This is a genomic window from Methylobacterium pseudosasicola, assembly GCF_900114535.1.
GTDB classification, from domain to species: domain Bacteria; phylum Pseudomonadota; class Alphaproteobacteria; order Rhizobiales; family Beijerinckiaceae; genus Methylobacterium; species Methylobacterium pseudosasicola.
Genome location: NZ_FOTK01000014.1, coordinates 68,190 through 94,219, shown reverse-complemented (window position 1 = coordinate 94,219; position 26,030 = coordinate 68,190). Strand labels below are relative to the sequence as shown.

The following is a 26,030-nucleotide window of genomic DNA, read 5'->3' as shown; positions in this document are numbered from 1 at the left end:
AAGGTCGCGCACGACAGCGACGCCATCGACCGGATACGCCCGTGCGCCAAGCCTTCAGTTCCGCGGCTGCCCCGGCGGTCGCCCTGCCTGCCGCGCCGGTGGCGCGAAAGCCCGGCGCGGTCCGGCACGGGCCCGGCCCGGCGCTGATGCTGGGAGCCCTCGGCGTCGTCTACGGCGATATCGGCACCAGCCCGCTCTATGCCTTCAAGGAGGCCGTGAAGGCGGCCGCCTCCGGGGGCGCCGCGGTGCCGGCGGCGGCCATCGGGGCGGTGTCGCTGATCCTGTGGTCGTTGATCCTGATCGTGTCGCTGAAATACGCGGTGCTGATCCTGCGGGCCGACAACCGGGGGGAGGGCGGTATCGTCGCCATGCTGGCGCTGCTCGGCGCCCGGCAGGCGCAACCGGGAACCTGGAAGGCGCTCCTTCTGGTGGTCGGCCTGGTCGGCGCGGCCCTGCTGTACGGCGACGGGGCGATCACCCCGGCGATCTCGGTGCTGTCCGCCATCGAGGGGCTCAAGGTCGACGCGCCGGTGCTGACCCCGTTCGTGGTGCCGCTCACATTGGCGATTCTGGTTGCGCTGTTTGCCATCCAGCACAAGGGCGTGGCGGTGATCGGCCGGGTGTTCGGCCCGGTGATGCTCGTGTGGTTCGTGGTCCTGGTCCTGCTGGCGATCCCCAGCATCCTGCGCGCGCCGGAGGTCCTGGGGGCGGTCAATCCCTGGCGCGCCGTGGACTTCCTGGCCCATGCCGGCTGGCATGTGAGCTTCATGATGCTGGGCGCGGCCTTCCTGGCGGTGACCGGCGGCGAGGCGATGTATGCCGATCTTGGCCATTTCGGCGCCCCGGCGATCCGCGTCGCCTGGTTCGGCCTCGTGCTCCCGGCGCTGCTGATCCATTATTGCGGCCAGGGCGCCCTGCTGATCGCCGATCCGAGCGCGATCGAGAACCCGTTCTACTTGCTGGCCCCGGAATGGGCGCATTACCCGCTGGTGGCGCTCGCGACGATGGCCACCGTCATCGCCTCGCAGGCGGTGATCTCGGGCGTGTATTCGCTGACCCAGCAATCGATCCAGCTCGGCTTCATGCCGATGATGCGGGTGGTCCACACCGATGAGGACGAGCGCGGCCAGATCTACGTGCCGGCGGTGAACTGGCTGCTTGCCGCAGGCACCCTCACCGCCGTCGTGGTGTTCGGCTCCTCCGACGCGCTCGCCGGCGCCTACGGCATCGCAGTCTCGGCGCTGATGGGCATCACCACCCTGCTCGCCGCACTGATCGCGCTGCGCTGGGGCTACAACCCGATCCTGGTCTTCGCGGTCAACGGCTTCTTCCTCGCCATCGACAGCGTGTTCTTCGCGGCCAACAGCGTGAAGCTGTTCGAGGGCGGCTGGTTTCCGCTGGTACTGGCCGCCGCGGTCGCCTTCCTGATGCTGACCTGGATGAAGGGTAACCACGTCCTCGAGGCGGTGCGCGAGACCATGCGCCAGCCCGAGGCCACTTTCCTGGCCCGCCTCGCCTCGCATCCGCCGGTGACCCTGCCCGGCACCGCGGCCTTCCTCACCGCCGCCACCGAGGGCATCCCGATGGCGCTGGGCCGGCTGGTCGAGCGCAGCCGGTGCCTGCACGAGCGCATCCTCCTGATCACCGTGATCTACGAGGAGGCGCCGGTGATCCCGGCCGAGGAGCGGGCGCAGGTCACCCTGGTCGCCCAGGGCATCCGCAAGGCGATCTCGAAATACACCCCCGGGATGGAGCGCGTCGTCCTGCGCTACGGCTTCATGCAGACCGCCTCGATTCCCGAGGGGCTGCACTGCGCGGTGAAGAGCGGCCTGCTGCCGCCGGAGTATCTGGAGGACCTGACCTTCTTCGTCGGCCACGAGGTGGTCATCCCGTCGAAGAAACCCGGCATGGCCCTGTGGCGCCAGGGCCTGTTCGCCTTCATGAAACGCAACGCCGAGCGCACAGGCGCCCATTTCTGCCTGCCGACCCGGCAGATCGTGGAGGTCGGGACCGAGATCGAGATCTAGCCGCGAAGCGTGGCCGGACGTTGATCGAGTGCATGACATGCACTATTTTCGATCGACTGGGTAAGCTTCAGGCCCAAAGTGCCGACCTTCCACCGCTTCGATGGCTTTCGGATCGAGGTGCGGTCGCGGGACCTTAGCCCGCCGCACTTTCACATGATTGGCCCCGATTTTCATGCTCTTGTCGAAATCCGCACGTTGCAGGTGATCCAGGGGACTTACAGCCGCAAAGCCCTGGCCGAGGTGGTGGATTGGGCGTCGGTACGCACCGAGGCGCTGATGACCGAATGGAGGCGACTCAATGAGCGCGGATGACATCGTCACCGTTGGGCGGGCATTACCGAAGCTGTCGAGCGTGGCACCGGCCGGAGGCGCCTTCGATGTCGTGGTGACCTGGGCCGCCGGCGACCGGATCGGGCGGACGGATCGGGTCGATCTCGCGCCGGTGATTTTCACCTACAAGGTGTTCCGACCCCTGCGCGATGGATCGATCCCGTTCGGTGCCGTCCGGCTCGGCGCCTGGGGCGGCTCAATCGTCTGGGAGGGCGATGAAGACCTCGATATCGGGGCCGAGACGATTGAGGATCTGGCCGCGGCGTCGATGAGCAATGCAGAGTTCGCGGATTTCCTCCGGCGCAACCGCCTGACCCTCGACGCGGCGGCGGCGCAGCTCGGTATCGCCCGCCGCCGGGTGGCCTACTTCGCCAAGGATCGGGAGATCCCACGCTACATCGCTCTCGCATGCCGTCAGCTGGACCGCATGTTGGGGCCGCCGATGGCCGGTGACATCGCCAACGGCTTGCACGCCGGACACGTCTCAGTCAGCGCCGCATAAGGGCGCCGACGCCTCAACTCCGCCACCGCATTGAAAACCGTCGGCCAAGCCGACATATCGGCCCCGCATTTTCCCCTACGCGGAGGCATTCCCTGTGAGCGAGACGATTGAGCGGCACGAGTTCGGGGCGGAGGTGGGTCGGCTCCTCGATCTCGTCGTGCACGCGCTCTATTCCGACCGCGAGATCTTCCTGCGCGAACTCGTCGCCAACGCCGCCGACGCCATGGACCGGCGCCGGTTCGAGGCGCTGACCTCTGCGGCGAGCGCCCTGCCGCCGGACGCCAAGGTCCGGATCGTGCCCGACAAGGAGGCACGCACCCTGACCATCTCGGATGCCGGCATCGGCATGACCAAGGAGGATCTGGCGTCCAATCTCGGCACCATCGCCCGATCCGGCACGCGGGCCTTCTCGCAGACGCTGGATTCGGCCAAGGCCGAGGATCGCCCGAGCCTGATCGGCCAGTTCGGTGTCGGCTTCTACTCGGCCTTCATGGTCGCTGACCGCGTCACCGTCACGTCGCGCCGCGCCGGCAGCGACGAGGCCTGGACCTGGGCCTCCGAAGGCCAGGGCAGCTACACCCTGGAGCCCGCGACCCGCGCTGAGCCCGGCACCGACATCGTGCTGCACCTCAAAGAGGATGCCGACGAGTATCTGGAGCCCTACCGGCTCGATCACCTCGTGCGGAAATGGGCCGACTTCATCACCGTGCCGATCGCCATCGCCCGCGACGGCAAGGACGAATCGGCCAACCAGGGCACCGCGCTCTGGCGCAAGCCGAAATCCGAGGTGACGGAGGAACAGTACGAGGCGTTCTACCACGCCATCGGCATGAACTTCGACAAGCCCTGGGCGACGCTGCACTGGCGCGCTGAAGGCCAGCTCGAATTCTCCGCGCTGCTGTTCGTGCCCGGCGCGAAGCCGTTCCAGGCGCTGGAGAACGACCGGCAGAGCAAGGTCCGCCTGCATGTCCGCCGGATGTTCATCACCGACGAGGCCGAGTTGCTGCCGCCGTGGCTACGCTTCGTCCAGGGCGTGGTCGATACCGAAGACCTGCCCCTCAACGTCTCCCGCGAGATGCTGCAATCGACGCCGGCGTTGGCCCGGATCCGCCGCGCGGTCACCGGCCGCGTCGTCTCCGAGCTGACCACCCGGGCCAAGGATGCCGAGAGCTACCAGACCTTCTGGGAAAACTTCGGCGCGGTGCTCAAGGAGGGCATCTACGAGGATTTCGAGCGCCGCGGCGAGATTGCGCCCCTGCTGCGCTTCCGCTCCTCGGCGGTGGAGGGCTGGACCTCGCTGCCGGACTACGTGTCGCGCATGAAGGACGGCCAGGACGCGATCTACTACCTCGTCGCCGACGATGCCGAGGCGCTGAAATCCTCGCCGCAGCTCGAAGGCTTCAAGGCGCGGGGCCTGGAGGTGCTGCTGCTCTCCGACCATGTCGATGCCTTCTGGCCCGACCAGCTCGGCAGCTTCGAGGAGAAGCCGCTCAAGTCGATCACCAAGGGCGGCCTCGACCTGTCGAAATTCGCCCCCGAGGGCGAGCAGCCGGAGGCGCCGGAGGGCATCGACGTCTTCGTGGCCGCCGTGAAGACGGCGCTCGGCGCCGAGGTCTCGGACGTGCGCACCACCGACCGGTTGGTCGATTCGGCCGTGGTGCTCTCGGCGGGTACGGTCGGGCCCGACCTTCAGATGCAGCGCCTGATGCGCCGCGCCGGCCGTGCCGGTGCCGCCCAGCCGGTGCTGGAGATCAACCCGCGCCACCCGCTGATCCGGGCGCTTGCCACCGCGCCCGAATCGGAGATCTCGAAGGAGGCTGGCACCCTGCTCGACCTCGCTCGAATCCAGGATGGCGACAGCCCGCGCGACCCGGCGGCCTTCGCCCGCACGATCGCGGCCGCCCTGGCGGCGGCCCGCAGCGCCTGACGCCAGCGATTCGCCCTTCAGGATCGAAGCCGGGCCCGACGCTTGGGCCCGGCTTAAAGCACGAAAACAGATGCGGGTGCGATCCGCGCAAATGGGCACTTCGGGGCTACGATGCTGCAACAGCGGCGCGTGTGCTCACGCACATTGGCGTCGAAAGTTTCTGAGTTCGGTTGATCATTCGGAAACGGGCGAGCCATAACTTCGCCACTGGTCGGGGCCATCCCCCGGTCGGAGGCGCGGGCGCGGTGGGGGCCGCAGGCGTCTGAGCCGATCCCTCTCGTGCGCGCGGCCTGCGCGCCTCACGGACGCTGCATGAACCCGGTCGAGGCTTCAGCCGGCAACGGACAGGCGGTCGCGGCGGCGCGCACGCGGGCTCACGCCCGGGCGTACCGCCACAGCGGCCGCGTGCGCACGATGCGCCGCCTCATCCCGGTCGCAGCCGGCGGCTCGGTGGCGCTGCTGCTCGCCTACCTGTTCAATCCCTTCGCCGCGAGCCTGCCCGGCGTCTCGGTCGGCCCGGTGACGGTGGCCGGCTCGAAGGTCCGCATGGAGAGCCCCCGGCTCGCGGGCTTCCGCCAGGGCAACCGCGGCTACGAGGTGACGGCCGACGCCGCCTTGCAGGACGTGCGCAAGCCGAGCCTGATCGAGCTGGAGCGGATGCGCGGCCACCTCGCCACCGACGACCAGGGCGGCATGGCCCGGCTCTCGGCCGCCTCCGGCCTGTTCGACACCGCCCGCGAGGCGCTGGACCTGAAGGACGACATCCGGATCTGGACCGACAAGGGCGAGGAGGCGCGGTTGCGCTCCGCCGCGGTGGTGTTCAAGACCGGCTCGGTGAGTTCCCAGGAGCCGGTCACCGTCTCGACCCCGCGCGCCACCGTCAACGCCAACGCCCTCGACGTGGTCGAGAACGGCAAGCGGATCTCGTTCGTCGGCAACGTTCACGTGGTAATCGTGAACGACGACCAAGCCGACAAGGCACCCCCGCGCATCCTGACCTCGAACGCCGAGCCCGCGGAAGGCGGCCGATGAGCGCGCGCGCGACGCTCTGCGCGGCCCTTGCCGCCTGTCTGGCGTTCTCCGGCTCGGCGCTTGCCGAGAAGCCATCCAAGAAAGATTCGCCCTTCGGCAATATCGGCGGGGGTGGCAAGGAGCCGATCAAGATCGACGCCGACCGGCTCGACGTGTTCGACCGGGAGAACCGGGCGGTGTTCGTCGGCAACGTCGTGGCCGTGCAGGGCGAGAGCACGATCCGCTGCTCGACCATGACCGTCTACTACAAGCGCGGCAAAGACTCTTCCGAGAAAGCCGAAGCGAAAGCCGCTGATGCCGCCGCCGAGGCCCCGGCTCCGAAAAACCCGGCCGAGAACGGCATCCAGAAGGTCGATTGCGCCGGCCCGGTGACGGTGGTCCAGAAGGACCAGGTCGCCACCGGCGATCACGCGGTGTTCGATCAGGACGCCAAGCGCATCGTGCTCACCGGCAACGTCGTGCTGAGCCAGTGCCAGAACGTCACCCGCGGCCAGCGGCTGGTCTACGATATGAATACCGGCCGGGCGAACATGGACCCGGTGGCGGGCGGGCGCGTCTCCGCCCTGTTCGTGCCCGGCGAGAAGGCCGAGGCCAAGGATGGCAAGCCAAAGGGCTGCGCCCAGCCGCCGGCCAAGCCGCGGGCCCAGGTCAATTGAGCGGCGCGGTCGCGTTCCGGGCGGAGCCGCAGGATGCGGCGGGCCGCCCGACGCTGCTCGGCCGCCTGTTCGGCCGGCGCGCGCGCGCGCCCGTTGCCGATGCTGACGAGATGGCCGCGTCGGAGGAGGGCGGCCCCGGCATCCTCAGCGTGCGCGGCCTGCGCAAGAGCTACGGCGCCCGCACCGTCGTGCACGAGGCGGGGCTGACGGTCCGGACCGGCGAGGCGGTGGGGCTGCTCGGGCCCAACGGGGCCGGCAAGACCACGATCTTCTACATGATCACCGGGCTGGTGGTGGCCGACCGCGGCCACATCACCCTGGACGGCCTGCCGATCACCCACCTGCCCATGTACCAGCGGGCGCGGCTCGGCATCGGCTACCTGCCGCAGGAAGCCTCGATCTTCCGGGGGCTCACCGTCGAGGACAACATCCGCGCCGTGCTCGAAGTGGTCGAGCCCGATCGCAAGGAGCGGGCGCGCAAGCTCGATGCGCTGCTCGAGGAGTTCGACATCGCGCGCCTGCGCAAGGCGCCCTCGATCGCGCTCTCCGGCGGCGAGCGGCGGCGCTGCGAGATCGCCCGGGCGCTCGCCTCCTCGCCGACCTTCATGCTGCTCGACGAGCCCTTTGCCGGCATCGACCCGATCGCGGTGGGCGACATCCAGAACCTGGTGAAGCATCTCAAGCAGCGCGGCATCGGCGTGCTCATCACCGACCACAACGTGCGTGAGACCCTGGGCCTGACCGACCGCGCCTACATCGCCCATTCCGGCCGCATCCTCACCGAGGGCACCCCGGAGGAGATCGTGGCGAACCCGGATGCCCGGCGGCTGTATCTGGGCGAGGATTTCAGGCTCTGACAATCAATTGAGCGCGCGGGCGGCGGCGCGCCAGCGCCAGAAGCGCGACCGTGGACGCCGCCATGAATCCGGCTGCGAGCACGAGCACCGCATCGCCGCCGAACCGGGTCAGCACGGCCGCGAGGGCTGGCGGCGACACGGCCGAGGCCAGGTTGAGCGGCAGCGCGATCTGGGATGCCGCCCGGGCATAGGTCGCCCGGTCGAAGAAGACGAGCGGGATCGTCGCCCGCGCCACCGCCATGGCGCCGCTGCCGAGGCCGTAGAGCAGGACGAACGCCCCGGCCGCGACGGGGCCACCGTCGCCCGCGGCGAGCAGCAGCAGCGCCGTGAGGACGGCGAACGCCGCAATCAGGCCGGTCGTCAATCCGTCCAGGCGCCCGCCGCCGAAGAAATTGATCGCTCGGGCGCTGATCTGGATCACCCCGAGGGCGGAGCCGTAGCCGATCGCTTCCGGGCGGCTCAAGCCCTCGACGATCAGCAATTCGACCATGATGGCGCTGAGGCCGAAGGCGACGAAGGCGCTGAGCGCGCTGCCGACGACGATCAGCGCGAAGGTGCCGGTTTCCGGGGGTGGCTCGGCCGGGATCGCGTCGCGCAAGGGGGGAGCGGCGGGCTCCGTCGACCGGCGCGGGACGCCGTAGAGGTAGAGCGGCACGCAGACGAGCCACATCGCCCCGGAATAGACGCCGCATGTGCCCCGCCATCCGAAAAAATCGTTCAGGAACGCCGTCGTCGGCCAGAACAGGCTGCTGGACAGGCCGGTCATGAGCATCATCGCCCCGATCGCCCGGCCGGCTGCCCGTCCGACCATCTCGGTCAGCAGGATGTTGGCGGCGGTCGACAGCGTGGCGCTCCCGGCCGCGCCGAGGATCACCCAGGCGGCGAGATAGGTGCCGTAGCCCTGCGCGATCGCCATGACAGCGAAGCCCGGACCCGCGACGAGACTGCCGGCGATCATGACCCGCCGGGCGCCGTACCGGTCGAACGCCCGGGCCAGGAACGGGGTGCACAAGCCCATGACCGCGTAATGGACGGCGTTGCCGGCAAACACCGCGGCGATGTCCACGCGGAGCTCGGCGGCGATCTGTGTGCCGACGATGGCGGTCAGGCTGGTGCTGCCCCAGCCCACGAGCTGGGCGATGGCGATGGTGACCAGGAGGCGGATGGGCACGCGATCCGGGTGCATGGATGTTGGATTGTCTCCGGCGGCCGTGTGCCGCCGAGATCGTGATCGTCACGACTCGGCGCTATCTCTTTAGGGAGATGTCTTTCAGCCGGTCCTACAAAGCACAAGCTTTACTTGTCGCCTCCACAGGCAGGGCAGCAATACGAAGCGTTTTGTCGTTCCAGAGGTTCGCTTTGGAAAAAATTCTTCTCTGCAGTCGCCTGCGCGGTTGGGGGGCGCTCGCTCATCCTCCGTGTCATCCCGGGGCCGCGAAGCGGAGCCCGGGATCCAGAAACGCAGATGGATCAAGATCTTGCGCACTCGGCGGCTCTGGATCCCGGGCTCGCCTGCGGCGCCCCGGGATGACGGGGCGGATCGCCTCTCTGGACGCTGTCGGTCGGATCGCCGGAATCAAGATCTCGGGCGCCGGCAAGACGATCGCCCCGGGACGGAATGATCCAAGGAAGTTCCGGCCGCGCTCGCAAAAGAATTTGTGAAAGACCACAGTCCAGCAGGCGTGGAACGCCCCGCCTCACGCCTTCCAGTTCTTCAGCGCCGCGAATGGGCTGTCCGCCTCCGGGGGCTTGTCCGGGTTCAGCACCGGCTCGACCTGCGCGATCGCGTCGGCCATCGAGAAGGCCGAGCCGCTCTGGAGCCGGCCGCCGGCGGCGTCGCGGTGGCCGCCGCCGCGGAACAGGCGGGCGCCGTCGAGGGCCGTGCCGTCATTGGAGCGGAACGAGAGCGTGCCCATCCGCTGGACGTTGACGACGCGCTTGGCCCGGCCGGCATCCATGATCAGGTCGGAGACGCGCTGGAAGGTGCCCGAATCGAGGGCGAAGGACAGGAGCGTGCCGTCCTTGAGCGGACGGAACAGGGCGTCGGAGCAGGCGAGCGCCCGGGCGAGGCGCATGCGCGTGGTGAGCGCCCGGTCATCGTCCGGCGCGTCGCGCAGCAGGGTCTCGGCCACGTCGGTGCGGAACGACAGGGCGCGGCGCTCCAGATCGGCCGGGCTCGCGCCCTCCCGCAGGGCGACAGCGGCGGCGAGCAGCAGGCCGGCCATGAAGGTCTCGTGCCAGGGATGGCCCACCGGCACGAAGCTCGACACGCTCTCCCAGAACAGCTCGTCCAGCGCCAGGCCCCCCGGGAAGGCCGGGCTGTCCTTGCGCCAGAGGTCCACAGCGTCGATTGCCGCCAGCAGGGCGGAAAGGTCGGTCTCCGGCTCGTGGGTGGCGAACAGCGCCCGGTGATCGAAGGTCATCCGGGTGGCGCAGACGTTCTCGTCGATCAGCAGGGTGCAATCCGGATCGCCGAGGTCGATCCGGCTCAGGCCGGCCCGCTCCGGATCGGCCACCGGCTCCAGCCCCTGGCGGCGCAGCTGGTCCAGCGAGGAGGCGTGGTGGTCGAGGACCACGAGCCGGTGCTTGCGGCCGTCCTCGCGGCGGCGGTTCATGGCGGCGAATTTCTTGAGGCCCGCGATGGTCTGCTCCTCAAGGCCGAGATCGGTCATGAGCAGGATCTCGCTCTCGCCCGCCCGGGCCAGGCGCTTGGTCTCGTCCTCGAAGACCGGGCCGACATCGCTGTAGCGCGGCACGTGGACGACGCGCTCGACCGCCGCGCAGGCGGCGGCGACCGTGGCGGCGCCGTAGCCGTCGAGGTCGTGATGGGTGATCTGGATCAGGCGCACGCGGGGCGGTCTCGGTCGGTGGCGGGTCCGGCTGGTCTACGACGCCCGGACCCGCGACGCGAGGGGGCGATCTGTTAGCCGGCAGCTTCCCCTCGGTGGCATTCGGTGCAGAATGCCGTTGGGCCGCCGTGAGTCGCAAACGATGCGGCGGACCCGGAGCACCGTGAAGAGTGCGCATACGTCAAAAAATCGGGGGGATTCCATGGGGCCGGCCGCATCGCCGCGCGTGAAGCGCATCCAGACGATCTCGCTCATCCTGCTCGTGACGGCCGGGGTGGTGAATTACGTCGATCGCGCCACCCTGGCGGTGGCCAACCCGCTGATCCGGCAGGATCTCGGCCTGTCGATCCCCGATATGGGCCTGTTGCTGTCGGCGTTCCTGTGGGCCTACGCCTTCGCGCAGCTGCCGGCCGGGGCGCTCGCCGACCGGCTGGGTCCGCGCCTGACGCTGACCCTCGGCTTGAGCTGCTGGTCGCTCGGCCAGATGCTCGGCGGGGTGGTGAGTTCGTTCGGGCAGTTCGTGGGCGCGCGCATCGTGCTCGGCCTCGGCGAGGCGCCGCATTTCCCGACCTGCGCCCGGGTCTCGCGCGACTGGTTCAACATTCGCGAGCGCGGCACCGCCACGGGGATCTGGAACTGCGCGTCCTCGCTCGGCACCTTCCTGGCCCTGCCGCTGCTCACCTTCCTGATGGTCAGCTTCGGCTGGCGGGCGATGTTCATCATCATGGGCGGGGTCGGGCTGGTCCTCGCCGGCATCGTCTACCTGGTGTTCCGCAATCCGCCCGAAGTGGACCTCACCCCGGCCGAGCGCGCCTTCCTAGAGGAGGGCGATGCGCCCAACACCGACCGGCGCGTCACCTGGAAGTCGTGGAAGCGGCTGTTCCGCTACCGGACCAGCTGGGGCATGATCATGGGGTATTTCGGCTGCATCTACATGACCTGGCTCTACACGGCCTGGCTGCCGAGCTACCTGGAGATCGAGCGGCACTTCACCCTGCAGAAGACCGGCATCATCGGGGCGATACCCTTCGCCTTCGGGGTTCTGGGCGGTGTGCTGGGCGGTCGGATCGTCGACATCCTGGTCCGGCGCGGAATCGACCCGATCCGGAGTCGCAAGATCCCGATGGTGCTGGGCCTGCTGGCGACCGCGGCCTGCACGGTGGTCGCCGCGCTGACGCCGAGCGACACGCTCGCCATGGTGTGCATCTCGGCGTCGTTGTTCCTCGTCTATGTCAGCTCGTCGGCGGCCTGGGCGATGGCCTCCGTGGCGGCGCCGGCCAACAGCACAGCCTCCCTCGGCGCCATGCAGAATTTCGGCGGCTATATCGGCGGCGCCCTGGCCCCGATGGTGACCGGTTACATCGTCGGCGGAACGGGCCATTTCTCCATGGCCTTCATCACCGGCGCGGTGATCGCCGTGGTGGCGGCGCTCGGATATTGGGTGCTGATCCAGGACCCGATCGCCGCCGAGACGCCCGCGGGGACCTTCGCCCCAGGCCTCACCCCCGCCTAATAGGCTGAGCGGATTCGCCAGTAAGCGCTTGAAGCACGGCGCTTTTCCCCTCCCCCTTGCGGGGAGGGGGCAGGGGTGGGGGGGTGCAGGATGGGGCACAGCGGTGCCTTCTGAGCCACCCCCACCTCCAGCTCCTCCCCGCAGGAGGGAGGAGAGCGCGTTCCGCCGTCCAAAAACCGATGTGCCACCTCGTAGCCGAGTAGGCGCAGCTCAGCCGCGCAGGTGCGGCACCGGCGCGTGGAGGTCGCGCGCCGGCGTCCGGGCCGGAAAGGTCCGGCGCATCAGGTCGACGAAGGTGGCGGCCGGCCCGTCCCAATCGTGGCGGGCGGCGTGCGCCCTTGCGGCCCCGGCGTCGAAGGGGAGGCGACCGTCGATCGCCGCGCGCATCAGCTCGGCCAGCCGCTCGACCCGGTCCGGGGCGTCCGGGTCGAAATAGCTCGCCGCGCTGCCACCCGCCTCGGGGATCGCTGTGAGGCTGGAGGCGATCACCGGCGTGCCGCGCGCGAGGCTGTCGAGCACCGGGATGCCCCAGCCCTCGCCGCGGCTCGGGAAGACCAGGGCGGCGGCTCGTCCGTAGAGGTCGGACAGGCCATTATCGTCGATGCCAGCGATATGCACCGCGTCCGGGGTCCGGGTCAGGCGGTCGAGGGTCTCGGGCCGCTCGCCGTCGCCCTTGCCGACCACGATCAGCCGGGCCGCGCCCGCGGGCAGGCGCGCGAAGGCGTCGAGCACGAGGCCGAGATTCTTGCGCGGCTCCAGGCGGCCGACCATCAGCAGGTAGGGGCGCCCGTCCGCCAGCGGGCTCCGCTCCGCCGAGGCCCGGGGCGGGGTCGAGCCGCAGCGCACTTCGGCGATGCGCTCGCGCTCGATGCCGTAGACCTTGGCGATCGAATCGCGGCTGTAGTCGGAGATGGTCAGGACCAGCTTGGCCCGCTTGGCCGAGAGCCGGGTCAGCACGCGGTTGCGCCAGCGCATCCGCCACGAGAAGAATTCCGGGTGGGTCTCGAACAGGATGTCGTGGACCACCACCACCTGCCGGCTTCCCGGCACCAGCGGCGGGGCGATGTAGGTGGTGAGCAGGGTGTCGAGCCGGTCGCGGAAGACCAGCCACGGCCAGATCGCCAGCAGGCGCACGCTCGCCGGCACCCGCGGCAGCCGCTGATGCTCGATGTTGGCGCCCGAGACGATCCGTGCGCAGGCCTCCGGGTCGCCGGAATAGACCACGTAGGTCGCCTCCGGGTGGCGGGCGGCGGCCCGCCCGATGATGTTCACGAGCCAGGTCCGGCTACCCTGTGGCTTGCCGGTGAGCACGTGCGCGTCGATGCCGATGCGAAGCATGGTTACGGGCTCCTGTACGCGCCGAAGGTGGGGGCCTCGCCGGGGGCGTAGGCACGGCCGGCGAGGTCGCGGGTCGCGCCGAGCGGGATGCTGGCGCGGGCGGGGGGCTTGGTCAGCGCGAGCCCGTCCGCGAACGGGTTGGCGCGGTCGCGGAAGGCGGGGGTGCCGGCGAGGTCGGGGCCCTGGCCGTTCAGCGGCAGGCTCGCCCCGTCGCTGGTGGCCTTGGCGGCCCAGCGGTAGAGCGGGGCGCCGACGCTGCTGCCGATGAAGTTCGGCCCGATCGCGTTGCCGTTGTCGGCGGTGGTCGCCTCGACCGCGATGGCGGCGATGCCCGGCCGCGTGGCGAAGGCGATGTTGTTGAGCACCCGGTTGCCCGCGGTGCGGTCGATGCTCTTCGTGTAGTCGGAGGCCAGCACGATTTCGCCGCGATAGACGTGCTTGCCGCCGGAATCGCGCATATTGCCGGTGACGGTGTTGTTCACCACCGTATTGGAGCCGGCATCGAACAGGTTGATGCCGGCGCCGTCATTGTCGGTGGCGACGTTGAACGCGACGATGTTGCCGTCGCACCATTGGTCGATCTGGATGCCGTTGCCGTCCTGGCCGGTGGTTTCCTTCTGACCGGTGACGATGTTGTACCGGATGGTGTTGCGGTCGCCCGCGTCCTGCGCGGCGTCCTTGGCGTAGACGTGGATGCCGGAGGTGCCCGACAACCCGACACCGTTGCCCGAGACCCGATTGCCCTCGACCACGTAGCCGGAGCCGTTGATCTCCATCCCGTGAATGCCGTTCCCGGTCACGGTGTTAGCCAGGATGTAGCTCGGGTCCTCCGGGGGCACGTTGATCACGTCGACGGCCACGCCGTGGGTCTTGTTGTCGGCGAGCGTGTTGCCGGTGATGCGGTGGCCAGCCCCGGCGCCGTCGCCGATCCAGATGCCGAGGCCGGATTTCGCCACGGTCGAGCCGGAGACGGTCACGTGATGCGAGCCGCGGCGGATGATGAAGCCGGAATTGACCGCGCCCTGCACGGTCAGGCCGCTCACCGTGACGTAGGCGGCGTTCTCGAACACCACCGAGTTCGACAGGACGGGCTTGGTCCCGGCCACCGCCGCCACGGTGACCGGCGCCTCGGCGCTGCCGCGGGCGCCGATCAGGGCGACGGTGTCGTAGCTGCCGCCGCGGATCAGCACGCTGGAGCCGGGGCCGAGGCTGGCGAACGGCACGTCGGCGAGGCGCGCCACCGTGCGGTAGTTGTCCATCGCGCCGCCGGCGGGATCGACCAGGATGTTCTGCTGCGACTGCGCATCGGCCGCGCCGCACGCGGCGAGCGCCGGCAGGACCAGGGCACCAAGGATGTGTCGGGTGTACCGCATCACGCCGCCAGCGCCCGGGCGATGGCGAGGCGCTTCTGGCGCTGGAACAGCCGGCGCCAGATCGTCCGGCCCGCTTCCGGGCTGATCCGGGTCAGGGCGCGCGCCGCCATCTGCCAGCCGGGCAGCAGGGCTTTCGGCATCGCCAGGTCGGCGACCCGGTGGCGCGGGGAGGCGGCCAGCGGCGGCGGGCCGACGAGACCGAGCCGGGTGAGATCGGCGGCGAGGTCGGGGCGCTTGCGGTACCACAGCACCAGGGCCGCGCCCTCGCGCTCGGCGATCCGCAGATAGGCCGCCTCGTCGAGGAGGTGGTGGTGATAGGCCAACGCCTCCGGGGCGTAGAACAGGTGCATGCCGCGGCGGGCCAGCCGCTCGCCGAGCTCGATATCCTCGTGCCAGGTCAGGCGCGGATCGAACCCGCCGGCCTCTTCCAGCAGGCGCCGGTCGACGCTGACGTTGCAGGTCAGGAAGGCGTCCCAGCCGACCTCAACGCGGCCTTCCAGCGCATCGTAGGAGGCGTCGTGGTGCAGGGCCGAGAACGGCGAGAACGGCAGCGCCGGATCGATGGTCATGCGCCCGAGGATCGCGGTCTCGCGCCCGCCCCGCTTGGCATGGGCGGCGAGATGCGCCGCGACGAGTCCGGGGGACGGGATCGTGTCGTCGTTGACGATCAGCAGCCGCTCGCCCCTTGCCGCCCCGATGGCGTGGTTGCGGGCGGCGTTGGCCCCTTGGTTCTCCTGGCGCAGATGCACCACCGGGACGCGGCCCGTGGTGACCGCGCGGCTGATCACCGTGCCGGTGGAATCAGCCGAGCCGTCGTCGCAGACGACGATCTCGAACGGCACGTCGGTCACCTGCCGGTCGAAGGCCCGCAGGCACAGACGCAGCGTTTCGGCGCGGTTGTAGGTCGGGATGATGACCGACAGCACGGGGACGTCGCTCATGACGAAGCTTCCGGGATCGAGAGGGGCAGGGATTCGACGAGATCGGCGGGGGCGCGGCGGCGCAGGCACAGCCATGCCGCGACCGCAGCGAAGAGGCCGGCAGCGATCGGCACCGTCACCGGGACGAGTGCTGCCGGGCCGGCGGCCCAGACGAGGGCGGTGACGAGGCCGGGGCCGAGCACAATCGGCGCGTCGGCCAGCGCGAGTGGCGCCCCCGCTTCCCGCCAGAAGGCGTGGGCGACGACTGCGAGCATCGCCACCTCGGCGAGCAGGGCGGCCCAGGCGGCACCGAGCAGCGGATTCCAGGGGATCAGTACGGCGCAGGCCGCGAGGTTCGTGGCGCAGGCGGCGGCGCTGCCGCGCACCGCGAAGCCGGTTCGGCCGAGGGGCACGAGCCCGGCGAACAGGACCGTGGCGGCGATCAGCAGGGCGCTCATGGCGGCGGCGATGCGCAGCACCGGCGCGGCGGCGGAAAAGTTCGGGCCGAAGACGAGGCGGACCAGGGGCTCGGCAACGGCGCAGGCCGCCACCGTCCCGGCGATCGAGGCCGCCAGGATCAGGGTCAGCGCCGGGCGCACGCTGGCCCGGAGCCGGTCGGTACCGGAGCGCGGGCGGGCGGCGTCGATGGGCCCCACCGCCCGGCCGAAGACCGGCACCAGCGGCGCACACAGGGTGATCGCCACCGCGGCGCCGAGCTCGAAGAAGCGGAAGCCGGCGGTGAACTGGCCGAGTTCGGCCGCCCCGGCCAGGGCCGCCAGCATGATCAGGCTGATGCGGCCGTTGAGCGAGCCCAGCGCGTTCGAGATCCCGACCCCGGCGGCGGCCCGGATGGTCGCCCAGCCGTGCGACAGGGAGGCGGGCCGCAGGGGCACGAGCCGGGCGGCCAGGATCAGGCCGGCCAAGCCGTAGACGATGCCGGAGGCCACCGCGACGACGCTCAGAGCGGCTTCGGGCATTTGCAACCAGAGCGCGAGCGCCGTGCCGCCGACCAGGGTCCCGGCATTGGCGAGCGAGGGCCATATAGACCAGCCCGGCCGGCCGCAGACCTGGAACAGGGAATCGAGGAAGCGCGCGGCCGCGAACGGCATCAGCACGGCCGCGAGCGCCAGCGCGGGCCGGATCTCGACGGGCAGCAGCGGCAGCGCGCAGAGCAGGGCCACCCCCGTGACGAGGCCGAGGATCAGCCGGGCCGAGACCATGCGGCCGAACTCGACGGCGCGCATCTCCGGCGCACCGGCGCCCAGCCGCGATCCGAAGGTGAGCGTGGTGCCGAAATCGGCGGCGATGAGCGCCACCGCCAGCACCGCCAGCGCGAGACCGTAGCGGCCGAGTGCCTCCGGGCCGACCCCATGGCCGACCATCACGAAGGCGGCGAAGCCCGCGGCCAAGTAGACGCCGCGCCCGGCGGCCTGCCCGAGCAGGTTAGCGCCGTATCGCAGGCCGCCGGAGCGACGGCCTCCACGCAATCGGTTTACCAAGCCGTACATCTCCCGGTGAAGCCTTACTGAAAACCGCGACCTACGATTGCATCGTGGCAGGGTGCGTATGGCTTGCAACCGTATCTTCAATTTATGGTTGCAGAGATGAAGCGTCTGAGGAAACCGGAGGACTGCGTATGTCCGAGCGCGCCGAGACTGACGCCCGCGGGATTCCCATCGCGGATGCGTCGGAATCCACCGGGGGGCGACGAGCGAACTGGGCGCAGCTGCGCGCGGCGCTCGCGGCCGACCGGGCGCATTGGGAGCGCCGGGGCCAGGGGCCGGCTGCTCTGCGCCGGGGCTATCACGCCGTCTGGCTCTATCGGCTCTCGCGCTACAGCCATGAGCGCGGCTGGCGCATGGCGGCGTGGCTGCTGTGGCTGGTCAACGGCTGGTGGACAGGGGCCGACATCCCGCCGTCCAGCCGGATCGCCGGGGGGCTGTTCCTGCCCTATCCCCACGGCGCCGTGATCGCCGGAGCGGTCGGGCGGGACGCGGCCTTCGGCGTCCAGGCCTCGATCGGCGGCCTGCTGAAGGAGCCCGACCAGGATATCGGCGGCGGTCCGGGCCTGCCGGTTGTGGGCGATGCCGTGGTGCTGGAAGCCGGTGCGATCGTCCTCGGCGCCGTGCATATCGGCGACCGCGCCCGGCTCGGCCCCCGCACGATCATCCTCAAGGACGTGCAGGCCGGCGAGGCGGTGATGCCGCAGCCCTGGCGCGCTCTGCCCGGCCGCGGGGGCGCGGCATGAGCGGTATCGCCTCGACCACCAATTCAGGCGGTTTCGCGGAGTTGCGCCGGCTGCTGTCGGCAGATTTCGCCCGGGTCCTGCGCCAGACCACCGGCGGCAAGCCGACCTCCCGGCTGCGCCGTCTGATGCACCTCACCTTGCCGGCCATGCAGGTCGCGATCTTCCACCGGACTGCGCATTACCTCTATGTCCGGGGCTGGCGCCGCTGCGCCGCTGCGGTCGCGGACCTGTCGCTGCGGCTGACCGGCGCGAGCCTGCATCCCGGCTCGCCGATCGGGGCCGGCCTGTTCGTGCCCCATCCGGCCCGCGTGGTGTTCTGCGGCAGCGCGGGGACCGATCTGATCCTGCTGCCCGGGACCCTGGTGGGCCCGCGGGACTGGGTGTTTCCCGGGCAGCCGTTCCCGGCGGATGCGCCGCGCCTCGGCGACGGCGCAGTGGTCGGCGCCCACGCGGCCGTCCAGGGCGCCGTCGCGGTGGGCGCCGGGGCGACGATCGGGATCGGCGTCTGCACCCTGCGGGACGTCCCGGCCGGTACTGTGACGATGCTGGCCCAGCGGCAGACGCGCAGCCTCGAAGCGGGCGCCGGGGGCAGAGATGCGGCTTAGCCCCGAACGCTCGCCCTTCGCCTCACGCCGGCCCGTGCTCATGCCGGCGGATCGCCCCCCGACCGGCAGTGCGCCGGGACGGGAGCTGGCGACGGAGCACGCTCTCGTAGGCGTCGACGATGCCCTGCCAGCCGAAGGCGTCGGCGTGCCGGCCGCGGGAGGCCGCCGACATGGCGTCGAGCCGGCTTGGCGCGGCGCGCACGAGGTTGAGGATGCCCCGGCGCAGCTCGGTCTCGTCGCCGAAATACACGGCCCCGTCGCCCGCCACCCAGCGGTTGAACGGATTGTCGTGGGCCAGGATCGGCGAGCCGGCGCCCAGGGCCTCGACCAGAGACGGGTTCGTCCCGCCCACCGTGTGGCCGTGGATGTGGAAGCGGGCATGCAGCCGCAGGGCGGCGACGCGCTCGGATTCATAGATCGCGCCCGCGAAGATCACCTCGGGGCCGCCCGCGGCCTTCACGGCCCGATGGTAGGGATCGGACTCCATCAGCTTGCCGAGGACGACCAGGGGCAGGCCGGGGCGGATCTCGCTCCAGGCGCGCACGATCTGGAGCACGAGGTTCTCCGGCACAACTCGGGCGATCAGCAGCCCGTAATCGCGGGGGCGCACGTTGAACGCGGCCAGCGGCGTGGTCGGCGCCTCCAGCACCGGGTCGGCGCCGTACGCGATGGTGGTGATCCGCTTCGCCGAGGTGTTGCGGGCGAGGTGCCGGGCGATCTCCGGGTGGTCCGCGATCAGATGCGTGGAGAACAGGCTGCCCAGCCGCTCATTCAGCCAGAACCACGCCTTGGCGGGCTTCGACCAGCGGTCGCGCTTCCACTCGATCCCGTCCATGTTCATGACGCTGCGCTTGCCCGTGAGCCGGTACAGGATCGAGAACGCGGCCGTGTTGTAGCCGAGCACGAGCGGCTGGGCCGGCCGGAACGCCGCCTTCAGCGTGCATTTCAGGTCGAACACGATGGTCGCGAAGGCGCCGTCGCCCCGCACCGCCACGGGGATCAGCGCGATGCCGCGCCAGACGCTCGGCGGGGTCGGTTCGCGCACCTGGCAATAGACCTCCACCCGCCAGCCGCGCGCGACGAGGTCGAGCGCGAGGCGTTCGGCCAGGGTCTCGAACCCCCCATGCGCGGCCGGCACCCCGCGGGTGCCGAGGATCGCCACCGCCGGACGCCCGTCCGGCTCGTCCCCCTTCACCACAACCGCGCGCATCGCGCCGTCAGAGGAGCCTGAAGCATGGTCACCGTCGAACAGCGCCTGTTCCGGGAGATGGGGGCCGGGGGTTATTCCCGGCAGGATCACCGGATGGAGTACATCGTCCGCGTCAACGCGCTGCTCCGGCCGGACATGCGGGTGATGGAGTTCGGGGCGGGGCGCGGCAAGTGGAGCGATGACCCGGTCCCACTGCGCCGGCACCTCGGCGATTTCCGCGGGCGCTGCGCCCACGTCATGGCCTGCGACGTGGACGAGGCGGTCCTCGAGAACAAGTCGGCCGACGAGGTCCGACTGATCGGCCACGACGGGATCCTTCCATTCCCGGACGGGAGCTTCGACCTGATCTCGGCCTTCTCGGTGCTCGAACATATCGAGCATCCCGAGGTCACCGCGGCCGAGCTCGGCCGGGTCCTCGCCCCGGGGGGCTGGCTCTGCGCGTGGACGCCCAACCGCTGGGGCTATGTCGGGGTCGGCGCGCGGCTCATCCCGAAGCGGCTGCACGCGCAGGTCCTGCGCTGGGTCGAGCCGCGGCGGGTCGAGATCGACTCGTTCGTGCCGCTCTACACCATGAACACGGAGGCGGCGCGGCAGCGGCTTTTCCCAACTGATCGGTTCGAGCACTTCACCTACAGTTTTGACGGGCAGCCGTTCTATCATGGCGAGAACATCGTCCTGGGTAAGTTCTGGGAGCTGCTGTTCCGGCTCACGCCGGGTCCGTTGAAGGGCTATCACATGGTCTTCATCCGCAAGCGGCCGTGAGGATCGGGCGGGTCAGCTTCGAAGACTGCGCAGGTGGGCGGAGAACCTGCGCATGTCCTCGGCCTTGTGAGCGAGGTCCGGCCGGCGCTTCAGCCGGCCGGCCAGCCCGTAGGCGAGCGCCCGCAGGGTAAAGCCGAGCCGCAGCGGGCCGGAGAAGAAGGCGGGCGAGGACAGGAACCGGCCGGCATTGCGCAGGCGGTAGATCCCCGCCAGCCCGTCGAGCCAGCGGGCCGAGCGCGTGCCGGCCGAGCCGCCCTGGAGATGGACCACCGCGATCGCCGGCAGGTAGGCGACCCGCCATCCGGCATCGCGCAGGCGGCACCCCCAATCCACGTCCTCGCCGTAGAGGAACATCGGGCTCTCCAAGCCGCCGATCGCCTCGACCGCCGCCCGGCGCATCAGCACGAACGCGCCGCAGACCCAGTCCACGTCGAGGGCGGCGCGTCCTCTGGCCTGCCGGCTCGCCAAGTAGAGGCCGCGCAGGCCGAAGCGCCCGGACAGGCCCGCGGCATGGACCAGGGTCGAGAGCGGGCGCGGCTCGTAGCCGGCATCGCCGACCTGGTGCCGGCCGTCCGGGAAGATCAGCCGGGGCCCGAGCGCACCGACATCCGGATGCGCGTCAAGATGGGCGAGCGCTGCGGCTAGCGCCTCCGGATCGCGGAGGAACGCGTCGGGATTGAGCAGCAGGATCGTGTCGTACTGCGCCGCTGCCAGGGCGACGGCGTTGCCGCCCGCGAAGCCGTGGTTGGTGCGCTCGGCGATCAGCCGCACCCAGCGGTAGCCATGGGCGATCCGCTCTGGCGTACCATCCGTGGAGGCGTTATCGACAAGGATCACCTCGTAGGGGCGGTCGATCCGGCTCGTCGCCAGGAGTTGCAGGCAGGTCTCGATATCGGCGCCGGCATTGTAGGTGACGATCAGGACGCTGAGGCCGATCCCGCTCATGGTCGGTATCCTTCCCGGCGCCGGTCGGCAGCCGCACGTCTCTGCGCTGCCCGGACGCCCGCGATCAGCCCGAGGCCGGTGTAGAGCAGCTCGGCGATGCCGAGATTCAGGCGGAAGCCCGGGTCGACCAGGCCGTGGAGCAGGTGGGCGATCAGGCCGACCGCGCAGGCGGCCGCGATGGCGGCCAGGGGATCCCCGACCGGGGCGCGCCAGGCCGCCCGGAAGCCCCGGACGATGCCGACCAGAAAGACCAGGGCGAAGGCCGTGTAGCCGACGATCCCGACCTCGGTGAGGATCAGGATGTGCAGGTTGTGCACCACGTGGTTCGAGCGGTCGAACAGGCCGGCGAGGCGGGACAGGCCGGTCTGGTCGAGCACCGCGAACTGGTTGCCGAAATTGTTGAGCCCGACGCCGAAGATCGGGAATTGGGCGAACAGCGCCAGGGCGGCGGCGTTGAGCGGTCCGCGCTGGGCCGCCGAGCCGCCGTCATCCGCGGTGAATCGTTCCCAGACCAGCGGCCCGGCGACGATCGCGGCGATCCCGGCCAAGACGACGAGAAGCCCGAACACGATCAGGCTCGCCCGGGAGAACAGCCGGTCCCGGTAGACCAGCACCACCACCAGGGTGGCCGAGAGCGGGTAGGTCAACCAGGAGGCGCGCGACAGGGTCAGCACCACGCCGACGACCGCCGATCCGGCGCCGGCCGCGCCGATAAGGCGCAGAAGTTTCGGACCCCGAGAGAGGGCGAGCGCGAGGGCCAGCGGCCAAACGAACTCGTAATAGTACCCAAGAATATTCGGGTGGACCTTCAGCCCGCCGGCCCGGCGCTGCGCGGTGAAGTTGATGTTCTCCTCGACGATCTGCTCCTCGCCGAGCACCGAGAGGCCGAGTTCGGAGCCGGAGACGTATTGCAGCCCCGCCACCGCGGTCTGCACGAGGCACAGGGCGCAGATCGCCAGCGCCAGAGTGCGGATATCGGCTCCCGACAGGTTCGAGACCGCCACCGAGACCAGGAGCAGGCCCAGGAACCGCCAGGCATCGAACCAGAGATAGGCGGTATCGGTGGCGTTGCTCAGGGAGAGCAGCCCGGCCGCCAGGAAGCCGAGCTGCGTGAGGACGAGGGGCCGGTCGAGGCGCAGGCCGCGGACGCGCTCGCCGATACCGAACAGCTTCGACAGGATCAGCGTCAGCGCCACCAGGAAGGCGACGCTGACGGTCAGCCCCGCCCCACCGCCGATGCTCGGCAGGTATTGGCCGACCGCCTCGAAATGCTGGAAGAAGCTGACATCGAGCTTCACCGTCAGCCCGACCGCGAGGGCGACGAGGAGCAGGGGCGTCAGGCGGTAGCGCTGCCCGGCGATCAGGGCGCCGACCCCGCCGAAGGCCGCGGCCAGCCCGACCACGGCGAATTTCAGCGGCGCCGCGCTCAGCGCCACCGCGCCGGCCGCCGCCGCGAGGCCGAGGCCGGCGATCGGCAAGGCGCGGAGCGCGCGGAACGTGTCGCTGCTCATCCGAGCCACCGGTACAGCCATTTCGGGATCGGCCGGCGGGTGCCGTTGAGGACGATGCCGAGCGGCGCGCCGCCGGCGGCCTTCAGGTCGGCCAGCGCCCGCTGCGCCACGGCGCGGCGGGTGCGCTCGGCGCCGATCACCACCACGAACCCGTCCACGAAGGGGGAGAGCGCCGCGGCGTCGCCGATCTCGGTGATCGGCTCGCAATCCAGGATGGCGAGGTCGAAGCGCTCGTCGACCAGCGCCAAAAAATCCTCGACGCGGCCGTCGTCCAGGGTCGCGCGCCGGATCGCCGCCGCGTTGCCGGCCGGGACCACGCTGAGGCCGTCGGCGACCGGATGGACGCCGAGGCTCGGCGCCACGTCGCCGGCGACGATGTCGGCGAAGCCCGGCCGCCCGGTGAGCCCGTAGGCGGCGGCCAGCGACGGCCGCGACCAGTTCGCCTCGATCAGCGCCGCGGTGCGGCCCCGGCGGGCATAGGCGCCGGCGAGTTCCCGGGCCAGCGTGCTAACCCCCTCGCCGGGCTGGACCGCGGTGATCCCGACCCGGCGCAGCCGGGTCTCGTGGCGGCTGAGCTGGACCAGTGCCGGCTCCAGCACGGCTGGGTCGATCATCGGGGTGGCGGCGGTGATCATGCGGCGGCTCCCCCGAAACGGGGCCGGCGGGCAGTGCCCGAGCGCAGCGGCACGGCGGCCAGGACCGGCACCCGCAGCGAGCGGGCGACTTCGGACGCGCTGCGGTAGGTCTGGGCCAGGATCTCCGCCAGGGCGACGTAGGCGAGCGCCGCGAGCAGGCCGAGCCCGGCCGCGAGGCCGAGGATCAGCGGCCGGTTCGGGCCGGAGGGCAGGCGCGGCGGCACGGCCCGGGCCACCAGGGCCGAGGAGGTGATCGCCTGGGCATCGAGCCCGGTGCCGGTGCGCAGGGCGTCGATCCGCTTCTGCGTGTCGGTGATCTCGTCGGTGAGCAGGCCCTTCTGCTGCACGAGCCGGCCGTAGGCGAGGGCGGCGTCGCTCTGGCCGATGGCGGCCTTGCGGCGGTTGGCCTCGATCCCCGTGATGGTCTGGATCTTCTCCGCCAGCACCGCGAGCCGGGCCGTGTCGGCAGCGATCAGCGCCTGATACTTCTGCCGGGTCAGGGCGGTGAGGTCCCGGTCGAGGCTGACGAACTCGGGCGCGGTCGGCCGGAACCGGACGGCGAGCTCGGCCCGCTTGGTCCGGAGATCCGCCCACCGCGTGTCGAAGGCCGCCACCGTCGGGTCGGCGTCGGGCGGCGTCGGCTGCCAGCGGTCGGGACCGGTCTCGCGGGTGCGCTTGAGCCGGGACTCGACGCCTTCCCGCTCGATCTGGGCCGCCGATTTCTGGCGGGCGAGGTCCGAGAGGGTGCCGAGGTCGTTCTGCTGCTCGATCTCGAAGCTCGCGGTGTTGTTGCCCTTCAGGGATTTTGCGAGCTGCGCGTCGATGGCGGCGAGGTCGGCCCGCGCCCGCTCCAGCTTGCCCTGGTAGAAGGTCGCCGGGGTCTCGTCGGCATAGACCTCGACATGGCGGCGCTTGTAGGCGTCGAGCAGCCGGTTCAGGGCCTGGGCGGCGAAGTTCGGGTCCGTCCAGGTGAAGCCGGTCAGGATCACGTCCGTCTCCTTGACGAACACGACCTTGAAGGAGGCGAGATAGGCCTCGAACAGCTTCTCGTCGGGGCTGAGATGGCGCAGCAGGCCCAGCGCCTCGAACGGGATGCGGACGGTGTCCACCACCCAGGTCTTCACCGCCTTGGCCTCACGCAGGGCGACGCGGCCCTGGTAGATCAACCAGTCCATCCAGTCCTCGGGGGGCGGTCCGAGATCGCCGACCGGCGTCATCGCCTTCAGCGCCGCGAACTCGCCGCGCACGATGCTCGGGTCGCGCAGGATCTCGATCTCGTTGTTCACGTTCTGCGCGCGCTCGGAGAACATGTAATTCTGGTTGGCGCCGCTCTGGATCGGGGCAGCCGATTTCTCGCGGCCCAGGCGGATGATCAGCTTGGCGTCGGCCGTGTACTCGGCCGGCGTCAGCAGCAGGTAGATGCCGGCGCCGAGGATCGCGGCGGTCAGGATCAGCAGGGCGGCCCGGATGTGCCGGAACAGGGCTGCCAGGGCGTCGCGAAGATCGAAGGCGATATCCTCGAAGGCGTCGGGTGCGGTCCGGTCGGGTCGGGACAGGTCGGGCTTCATCACGTCCCGGACCTCACGGTGGCGCTGGTGGAGGTGTTGGCGGACGGGCCGGTGATGTAGTTCACCCCGAAGCCGGTGCCGTTGAAGAGCAGGATCTGGCGGACCACGAGGTCCACGGCGCGGGCGGTCTTGGCCAGCAGCGAGGGCGGCACGTAGACCGTGGCGTTCGGCGGCACGATGATCGTGTCGGCGAGCCCCGGCTGGCCGATATCGACGATGCGGACGCTGCCCGCGGCTTCCGCGTCGAACCGGATGATGCGCACGGCCTCGCCCGCGGCGGTCGGCAGGATGCCGCCGGCCGAGCCCAGGACCTGCGCCAAGGTGCGGGCGCCCTGGAGGGTGACGGGCCCGGGCGCCCGGACCTCGCCGAACACCATGGTGTTGGCCGGCACCAGGCTCGCGAGCCGCACGCTCGTGCTCACCGTCGCGAGCTGGCGATGGTAGGCGGCGGTGAGGTTGCCGGCGAGCTCGGTCACGGTCTTGCCGGCGGCCTGGACCGGCGGCACCATCGGCAGGTTGATCTTGCCGTCCGGCTCGATCGCCAGCACCTTCACGCGGCCCATATCGGCCCGCTGGGTGAGCTCGCGGAAATCATCGGTCACGGTGCGGAATTTGCGCAGCATGATGGTGACGACCGGGTCGATCAGCACGTCGTCGTAGGTGGTCTTGATCAGCGCGGCCGCGGCCTCGGGCGACAGGCCGGCGACCTTGATGCCGTTCTTGCCCGGCAGCGAGATCCGGCCATCCGGCCGCACCAGCACCGTACGGTTGTATTCCGGGTGGGTGCGGAAATCGACGTCGAACTCGTCGCTCGGGTTGAGCCGGTAGGTCGGCTGAACCACGCTCGAGTCGATCAGGAACGAGACTTCGAGGTTGTCGCCGACATTGAGCCGGTAATTGGCGAGTCCCAGGCGCATGGTGCGCCCGACCTCTTCCTGGGCTGCCGCAACCAGGGCGGGCGGCAGGCCCTCGGTGATCGAGCCGGTCTGGGCCACGTCTGGAGTTGAACGTCCAGCGGTGTGGGGCTTGCCCGACATGCAACCGGACAACAGCGGTGCGCAGGTCAGGACCGCCAAGGCGGCAGCGCGGCTTCGCGGATGGTCCGCGAGGCCGGATGCCCGGGAGACGCGCCGGGTCGCCGCGCCGAGGAACGCAGACAGGAAAAACGCCATCGACCTTCAGCCGCACCATGCTCGACTGCGCCCGTCCGATGACAACTCGT

General features: G+C 70.5%; 23 protein-coding genes. 11 read left to right on the top strand and 12 right to left on the bottom strand.

The features are described from left to right. The first annotated feature begins 41 nt into the window (after window positions 1-41). From BM228_RS15240 to lptB, 7 genes are all read left to right on the top strand, one after another. Entirely contained in the window at window positions 42-2,027 is a 1,986-nt protein-coding gene (locus tag BM228_RS15240; RefSeq protein WP_092041998.1) for a potassium transporter Kup, read from the top strand. A gap of 78 nt (window positions 2,028-2,105) precedes the next feature. Continuing rightward, complete coding sequence (locus BM228_RS15235) at window positions 2,106-2,339, top strand: DUF4160 domain-containing protein (protein ID WP_208612040.1); 234 nt, start codon at window positions 2,106-2,108, stop codon at window positions 2,337-2,339. Then, the gene (locus tag BM228_RS15230) at window positions 2,326-2,859 is read left to right on the top strand and encodes a DUF2442 domain-containing protein (RefSeq protein ID WP_139234096.1); all 534 of its coding nucleotides are present in this window, start codon (window positions 2,326-2,328) and stop codon (window positions 2,857-2,859) included. Before BM228_RS15235 ends, BM228_RS15230 begins: the two co-directional genes overlap by 14 nt. Window positions 2,860-2,953: 94 nt before the next feature. Continuing rightward, a complete protein-coding gene (gene htpG / locus BM228_RS15225) occupies window positions 2,954-4,786 on the top strand; it encodes a molecular chaperone HtpG (protein WP_092041997.1) in 1,833 nt (610 codons plus the stop codon). A gap of 312 nt (window positions 4,787-5,098) precedes the next feature. Beyond that, on the top strand, window positions 5,099-5,818 hold the full coding sequence (gene lptC / locus BM228_RS15220) for an LPS export ABC transporter periplasmic protein LptC (RefSeq protein WP_092041995.1): 720 nt from the start codon (window positions 5,099-5,101) through the stop codon (window positions 5,816-5,818). Then, window positions 5,815-6,474, top strand: a complete 660-nt coding sequence (locus BM228_RS15215) for an LptA/OstA family protein (RefSeq protein WP_092041993.1) — start codon at window positions 5,815-5,817, stop codon at window positions 6,472-6,474. The genes lptC and BM228_RS15215 overlap by 4 nt, the downstream gene beginning before the upstream one ends. After that, window positions 6,471-7,331 (top strand): LPS export ABC transporter ATP-binding protein, encoded by an 861-nt coding sequence (lptB, locus tag BM228_RS15210; protein ID WP_092041991.1) that lies wholly within the window; start codon window positions 6,471-6,473, stop codon window positions 7,329-7,331. Before BM228_RS15215 ends, lptB begins: the two co-directional genes overlap by 4 nt. Here the strand turns inward: lptB and BM228_RS15205 are convergent. Together BM228_RS15205 and BM228_RS15200 are read right to left on the bottom strand one after the other, a co-directional pair. Further along, the gene (locus tag BM228_RS15205; protein WP_244537156.1) at window positions 7,321-8,502 is read right to left on the bottom strand and encodes an MFS transporter; all 1,182 of its coding nucleotides are present in this window, start codon (window positions 8,500-8,502) and stop codon (window positions 7,321-7,323) included. The two genes, lptB and BM228_RS15205, sit on opposite strands and share 11 nt — an antisense overlap. A gap of 526 nt (window positions 8,503-9,028) precedes the next feature. After that, window positions 9,029-10,180 carry a dimethylmenaquinone methyltransferase gene (locus BM228_RS15200; protein WP_092041987.1) on the bottom strand — a complete coding sequence of 384 codons (1,152 nt, stop codon included), beginning with the start codon at window positions 10,178-10,180 and terminating at the stop codon, window positions 9,029-9,031. 226 nt (window positions 10,181-10,406) lie between these two features. Between BM228_RS15200 and BM228_RS15195 the strand changes: the two genes are divergently transcribed. Beyond that, entirely contained in the window at window positions 10,407-11,693 is a 1,287-nt protein-coding gene (locus BM228_RS15195) for an MFS transporter (RefSeq protein ID WP_244537155.1), read from the top strand. A gap of 210 nt (window positions 11,694-11,903) precedes the next feature. Here BM228_RS15195 and BM228_RS15190 read toward each other — a convergent pair whose 3' ends face one another. The 4 genes from BM228_RS15190 to BM228_RS15175 are packed head-to-tail and all read right to left on the bottom strand — an operon-like array spanning window position 11,904 to window position 16,832. Next, the gene (locus tag BM228_RS15190; RefSeq protein ID WP_092041983.1) at window positions 11,904-13,031 is read right to left on the bottom strand and encodes a glycosyltransferase family 4 protein; all 1,128 of its coding nucleotides are present in this window, start codon (window positions 13,029-13,031) and stop codon (window positions 11,904-11,906) included. A gap of 2 nt (window positions 13,032-13,033) precedes the next feature. Beyond that, entirely contained in the window at window positions 13,034-14,404 is a 1,371-nt protein-coding gene (locus BM228_RS15185; protein ID WP_092041981.1) for a right-handed parallel beta-helix repeat-containing protein, read from the bottom strand. Beyond that, entirely contained in the window at window positions 14,404-15,345 is a 942-nt protein-coding gene (locus BM228_RS15180) for a glycosyltransferase family 2 protein (protein WP_092041979.1), read from the bottom strand. Before BM228_RS15180 ends, BM228_RS15185 begins: the two co-directional genes overlap by 1 nt. Further along, window positions 15,342-16,832 (bottom strand): oligosaccharide flippase family protein, encoded by a 1,491-nt coding sequence (locus tag BM228_RS15175; protein ID WP_092041977.1) that lies wholly within the window; start codon window positions 16,830-16,832, stop codon window positions 15,342-15,344. Before BM228_RS15175 ends, BM228_RS15180 begins: the two co-directional genes overlap by 4 nt. Window positions 16,833-16,960: 128 nt before the next feature. On the opposite strand from BM228_RS15175, the gene BM228_RS15170 reads away from it, so the two are divergent. Both BM228_RS15170 and BM228_RS15165 read left to right on the top strand, forming a co-directional pair. Further along, a complete protein-coding gene (locus BM228_RS15170; protein WP_092041975.1) occupies window positions 16,961-17,572 on the top strand; it encodes a serine acetyltransferase in 612 nt (203 codons plus the stop codon). Then, entirely contained in the window at window positions 17,569-18,177 is a 609-nt protein-coding gene (locus BM228_RS15165) for a serine O-acetyltransferase (RefSeq protein ID WP_092041974.1), read from the top strand. Before BM228_RS15170 ends, BM228_RS15165 begins: the two co-directional genes overlap by 4 nt. Window positions 18,178-18,199: 22 nt before the next feature. Here the strand turns inward: BM228_RS15165 and BM228_RS15160 are convergent, their stop codons facing one another. Next, a complete protein-coding gene (locus BM228_RS15160) occupies window positions 18,200-19,387 on the bottom strand; it encodes a DUF1972 domain-containing protein (RefSeq protein WP_244537154.1) in 1,188 nt (395 codons plus the stop codon). A 24-nt stretch (window positions 19,388-19,411) separates the two neighbouring features. On the opposite strand from BM228_RS15160, the gene BM228_RS15155 reads away from it, so the two are divergent. After that, window positions 19,412-20,149: a class I SAM-dependent methyltransferase gene (locus tag BM228_RS15155; protein ID WP_092041972.1), complete on the top strand. Its 738-nt coding sequence runs from the start codon at window positions 19,412-19,414 to the stop codon at window positions 20,147-20,149. A 12-nt stretch (window positions 20,150-20,161) separates the two neighbouring features. Here the strand turns inward: BM228_RS15155 and BM228_RS15150 are convergent, their stop codons facing one another. The 5 genes from BM228_RS15150 to BM228_RS15130 are packed head-to-tail and all read right to left on the bottom strand — an operon-like array spanning window position 20,162 to window position 25,803. Continuing rightward, window positions 20,162-21,094, bottom strand: a complete 933-nt coding sequence (locus tag BM228_RS15150; RefSeq protein WP_092041970.1) for a glycosyltransferase family 2 protein — start codon at window positions 21,092-21,094, stop codon at window positions 20,162-20,164. Then, window positions 21,091-22,605, bottom strand: a complete 1,515-nt coding sequence (locus tag BM228_RS15145; RefSeq protein ID WP_092041969.1) for an O-antigen ligase family protein — start codon at window positions 22,603-22,605, stop codon at window positions 21,091-21,093. The genes BM228_RS15150 and BM228_RS15145 overlap by 4 nt, the downstream gene beginning before the upstream one ends. Further along, the gene (locus BM228_RS15140) at window positions 22,602-23,240 is read right to left on the bottom strand and encodes a CpsD/CapB family tyrosine-protein kinase (RefSeq protein ID WP_092041967.1); all 639 of its coding nucleotides are present in this window, start codon (window positions 23,238-23,240) and stop codon (window positions 22,602-22,604) included. The genes BM228_RS15145 and BM228_RS15140 overlap by 4 nt, the downstream gene beginning before the upstream one ends. Beyond that, on the bottom strand, window positions 23,237-24,808 hold the full coding sequence (locus tag BM228_RS15135; protein WP_092041966.1) for a GumC family protein: 1,572 nt from the start codon (window positions 24,806-24,808) through the stop codon (window positions 23,237-23,239). Before BM228_RS15135 ends, BM228_RS15140 begins: the two co-directional genes overlap by 4 nt. Further along, window positions 24,808-25,803, bottom strand: a complete 996-nt coding sequence (locus BM228_RS15130; RefSeq protein WP_244537153.1) for a polysaccharide biosynthesis/export family protein — start codon at window positions 25,801-25,803, stop codon at window positions 24,808-24,810. Before BM228_RS15130 ends, BM228_RS15135 begins: the two co-directional genes overlap by 1 nt. Window positions 25,804-26,030: the final 227 nt, after the last annotated feature.

Bases quoted from the DNA above. Each gene is read 5' to 3' on its own strand.
- BM228_RS15230 (WP_139234096.1), top strand. From the start codon at position 2,326: ATGAGCGCGGATGACATCGTCACCGTTGGGCGGGCATTACCGAAGCTG.
- lptC (WP_092041995.1), top strand. From the start codon at position 5,099: ATGAACCCGGTCGAGGCTTCAGCCGGCAACGGACAGGCGGTCGCGGCG.
- BM228_RS15215 (WP_092041993.1), top strand. From the start codon at position 5,815: ATGAGCGCGCGCGCGACGCTCTGCGCGGCCCTTGCCGCCTGTCTGGCG.
- BM228_RS15190 (WP_092041983.1), bottom strand. From the start codon at position 13,031: ATGCTTCGCATCGGCATCGACGCGCACGTGCTCACCGGCAAGCCACAG.
- BM228_RS15185 (WP_092041981.1), bottom strand. From the start codon at position 14,404: ATGCGGTACACCCGACACATCCTTGGTGCCCTGGTCCTGCCGGCGCTC.
- BM228_RS15180 (WP_092041979.1), bottom strand. From the start codon at position 15,345: ATGAGCGACGTCCCCGTGCTGTCGGTCATCATCCCGACCTACAACCGC.
- BM228_RS15175 (WP_092041977.1), bottom strand. From the start codon at position 16,832: ATGTACGGCTTGGTAAACCGATTGCGTGGAGGCCGTCGCTCCGGCGGC.
- BM228_RS15170 (WP_092041975.1), top strand. From the start codon at position 16,961: ATGTCCGAGCGCGCCGAGACTGACGCCCGCGGGATTCCCATCGCGGAT.
- BM228_RS15165 (WP_092041974.1), top strand. From the start codon at position 17,569: ATGAGCGGTATCGCCTCGACCACCAATTCAGGCGGTTTCGCGGAGTTG.
- BM228_RS15160 (WP_244537154.1), bottom strand. From the start codon at position 19,387: ATGCGCGCGGTTGTGGTGAAGGGGGACGAGCCGGACGGGCGTCCGGCG.
- BM228_RS15155 (WP_092041972.1), top strand. From the start codon at position 19,412: ATGGTCACCGTCGAACAGCGCCTGTTCCGGGAGATGGGGGCCGGGGGT.
- BM228_RS15150 (WP_092041970.1), bottom strand. From the start codon at position 21,094: ATGAGCGGGATCGGCCTCAGCGTCCTGATCGTCACCTACAATGCCGGC.
- BM228_RS15145 (WP_092041969.1), bottom strand. From the start codon at position 22,605: ATGAGCAGCGACACGTTCCGCGCGCTCCGCGCCTTGCCGATCGCCGGC.
- BM228_RS15140 (WP_092041967.1), bottom strand. From the start codon at position 23,240: ATGATCACCGCCGCCACCCCGATGATCGACCCAGCCGTGCTGGAGCCG.
- BM228_RS15135 (WP_092041966.1), bottom strand. From the start codon at position 24,808: ATGAAGCCCGACCTGTCCCGACCCGACCGGACCGCACCCGACGCCTTC.